Origin of the sequence: Streptomyces daqingensis (genome assembly GCF_014645895.1) — a bacterium.
Lineage (GTDB): Bacteria > Actinomycetota > Actinomycetes > Streptomycetales > Streptomycetaceae > Streptomyces > Streptomyces daqingensis.
The window spans coordinates 1-3,329 of sequence record NZ_BMMP01000034.1 but is presented as its reverse complement, the minus strand read 5'-3'; the positions used below and the strand labels follow the sequence as shown (position 1 = coordinate 3,329).

At 56.8% G+C, this 3,329-nt stretch carries 1 rRNA gene; it reads left to right on the top strand.

Annotated features, from left to right (window positions below):
* The first annotated feature begins 149 nt into the window (after positions 1–149).
* Positions 150–3,279: ribosomal RNA gene (locus IEY56_RS28065) — 23S ribosomal RNA — on the top strand.
* Positions 3,280–3,329: the final 50 nt, after the last annotated feature.

Sequence of the window (3,329 nt, the reverse complement as noted above, 5' to 3'; positions counted from 1 at the left end):
GTTGGGCACGCTGTTGGGTGTCTGAGGGTGCGGCCGTTTTGGTTTGTTGCTCTTGGTGGTGCCGGTCCCAGTGAACTCAGGTGTTTGTGTCTGGGGTGGTGGGTGGCTGGTTGTTGTTTGAGAACTGCACAGTGGACGCGAGCATCTGTGGCCAAGTTTTTAAGGGCGCACGGTGGATGCCTTGGCACCAGGAACCGATGAAGGACGTGGGAGGCCGCGATAGGCCCCGGGGAGCTGTCAACCGAGCTGTGATCCGGGGGTGTCCGAATGGGGAAACCCGGCAGTCGTCATGGGCTGTCACCCGCATCTGAATGTATAGGGTGTGTGGAGGGAACGCGGGGAAGTGAAACATCTCAGTACCCGCAGGAAGAGAAAACAACCGTGATTCCGGGAGTAGTGGCGAGCGAAACTGGATGAGGCTAAACCGTATGTGTGTGATACCCGGCAGGGGTTGCATGTACGGGGTTGTGGGATGGAACTTCAGTTGTCTGCCGGCGGCTGGGTGAGTAAGAAATTGGTGGTGTAGGCGAAGGGCATGCGAAAGGCCCGGCGTAGAGGGTAAGACCCCCGTAGCTGAAACGTCATCAACTCACTTGTTCTTTTCCCGAGTAGCATGGGGCCCGAGAAATCCTGTGTGAATCTGGCGGGACCACCCGTTAAGCCTAAATATTCCCTGGTGACCGATAGCGGATAGTACCGTGAGGGAATGGTGAAAAGTACCGCGGGAGCGGAGTGAAAGAGTACCTGAAACCGTGTGCCTACAAGCCGTGGGAGCGTCGCCGTGTGTGCTTGCACATGCGGTCGTGACTGCGTGCCTTTTGAAGAATGAGCCTGCGAGTTTGCGGCATGTTGCGAGGTTAACCCGTGTGGGGGAGCCGTAGCGAAAGCGAGTCCGAAGAGGGCGTTTGAGTAGCGTGTTCAAGACCCGAAGCGGAGTGATCTAGCCATGGGCAGGGTGAAGCGGAGGTAAGACTTCGTGGAGGCCCGAACCCACCAGGGTTGAAAACCTGGGGGATGACCTGTGGTTAGGGGTGAAAGGCCAATCAAACTCCGTGATAGCTGGTTCTCCCCGAAATGCATTTAGGTGCAGCGTCGTGTGTTTCTTGCCGGAGGTAGAGCACTGGATAGGCGATGGGCCCTACCGGGTTACTGACCTTAGCCAAACTCCGAATGCCGGTAAGTGAGAGCGCGGCAGTGAGACTGTGGGGGATAAGCTCCATGGTCGAGAGGGAAACAGCCCAGAGCATCGACTAAGGCCCCTAAGCGTGTGCTAAGTGGGAAAGGATGTGGAGTCGCAGAGACAACCAGGAGGTTGGCTTAGAAGCAGCCATCCTTGAAAGAGTGCGTAATAGCTCACTGGTCAAGTGATTCCGCGCCGACAATGTAGCGGGGCTCAAGCACACCGCCGACGTCGTGTCACTCACATGTGTAGCCCTAACGGGTGTGTGGGTGGGTAGGGGAGCGTCGTGTGCCGGGTGAAGCAGCACCGGAAGGTAGTTGTGGACGGTATACGAGTGAGAATGCAGGCATGAGTAGCGATACATACGTGAGAAACGTGTGCGCCGATTGACTAAGGGTTCCTGGGTCAAGCTGATCTGCCCAGGGTAAGTCGGGGCCTAAGGCGAGGCCGACAGGCGTAGTCGATGGATAACCGGTTGATATTCCGGTACCCGTGGCAGTGCGCCAACGCTGAATCAGGTGATGCTAAGCCCGTGAAGCCCCCAGCTGGATTCTTCGGATGATGGTTGGTGTGGTGGATCCGGTGACCCGAGCTTGTAGTAGGTGAGTGATGGGGTGACGCAGGAAGGTAGTCCAGCCCGGGCGGTGGTTGTCCCGGGGTAAGGGTGTAGCCCGAGGAGTAGGTAAATCCGCTTCTCGTTACAGGGGTGAGACCTGATGCCGAGCCGATTGTGGTGAAGTGGATGATCCTATGCTGTCGAGAAAAGCCTCTAGCGAGTGCTGTTGCGGCCCGTACCCTAAACCGACTCAGGTGGTCTGGTAGAGAATACCGAGGCGTTCGGGTGAACTATGGTTAAGGAACTCGGCAAAATGCCCCCGTAACTTCGGGAGAAGGGGGGCCACTGTTGGTGATCCCACGTGCTGGGTGAGCTGGTGGTGGCCGCAGAGACCAGCGAGAAGCGACTGTTTACTAAAAACACAGGTCCGTGCGAAGCCGTAAGGCGATGTATACGGACTGACGCCTGCCCGGTGCTGGAACGTTAAGGGGACCGGTTAGTCACATTTCGGTGTGGCGAAGCTGAGAACTTAAGCGCCAGTAAACGGCGGTGGTAACTATAACCATCCTAAGGTAGCGAAATTCCTTGTCGGGTAAGTTCCGACCTGCACGAATGGCGTAACGACTTCTTGACTGTCTCAACCATAGGCCCGGTGAAATTGCACTACGAGTAAAGATGCTCGTTTCGCGCAGCAGGACGGAAAGACCCCGGGACCTTTACTATAGCTTGATATTGGTGTTCGGTTCGGTTTGTGTAGGATAGGTGGGAGACTGTGAAGCTCGAGCGCCAGCTTGGGTGGAGTCGTTGTTGAAATACCACTCTGATCGTGCTGGATGTCTAACCTGGGTCCGTGATCCGGATCAGGGACAGTGTCTGGTGGGTAGTTTAACTGGGGCGGTTGCCTCCTAAAATGTAACGGAGGCGCCCAAAGGTTCCCTCAGCCTGGTTGGTCATCAGGTGGTGAGTGTAAGTGCACAAGGGAGCTTGACTGTGAGACTGACGGGTCGAGCAGGGACGAAAGTCGGGACTAGTGATCCGGCGGTGGCTTGTGGAAGCGCCGTCGCTCAACGGATAAAAGGTACCCCGGGGATAACAGGCTGATCTTCCCCAAGAGTCCATATCGACGGGATGGTTTGGCACCTCGATGTCGGCTCGTCGCATCCTGGGGCTGGAGTCGGTCCCAAGGGTTGGGCTGTTCGCCCATTAAAGCGGTACGCGAGCTGGGTTTAGAACGTCGTGAGACAGTTCGGTCCCTATCCGCTGCGCGCGTAGGAGTCTTGAGAAGGGCTGTCCCTAGTACGAGAGGACCGGGACGGACGGACCTCTGGTGTGCCAGTTGTTCTGCCAAGGGCATGGCTGGTTGGCTACGTTCGGGAGGGATAACCGCTGAAAGCATCTAAGCGGGAAGCCTGCTTCGAGATGAGGACTCCCACCCCCTTTGAGGGGTTAAGGCTCCCGGGAGATGACCGGGTTGATAGGCCAGATATGGAAGACCCGTGAGGGTTGGAGTTGACTGGTACTAATAAGCCGAGGGCTTGACCATTGATTGCTCGCGTCCACTGTGTCAGTTCTGAGGCAACAACCACACCACAA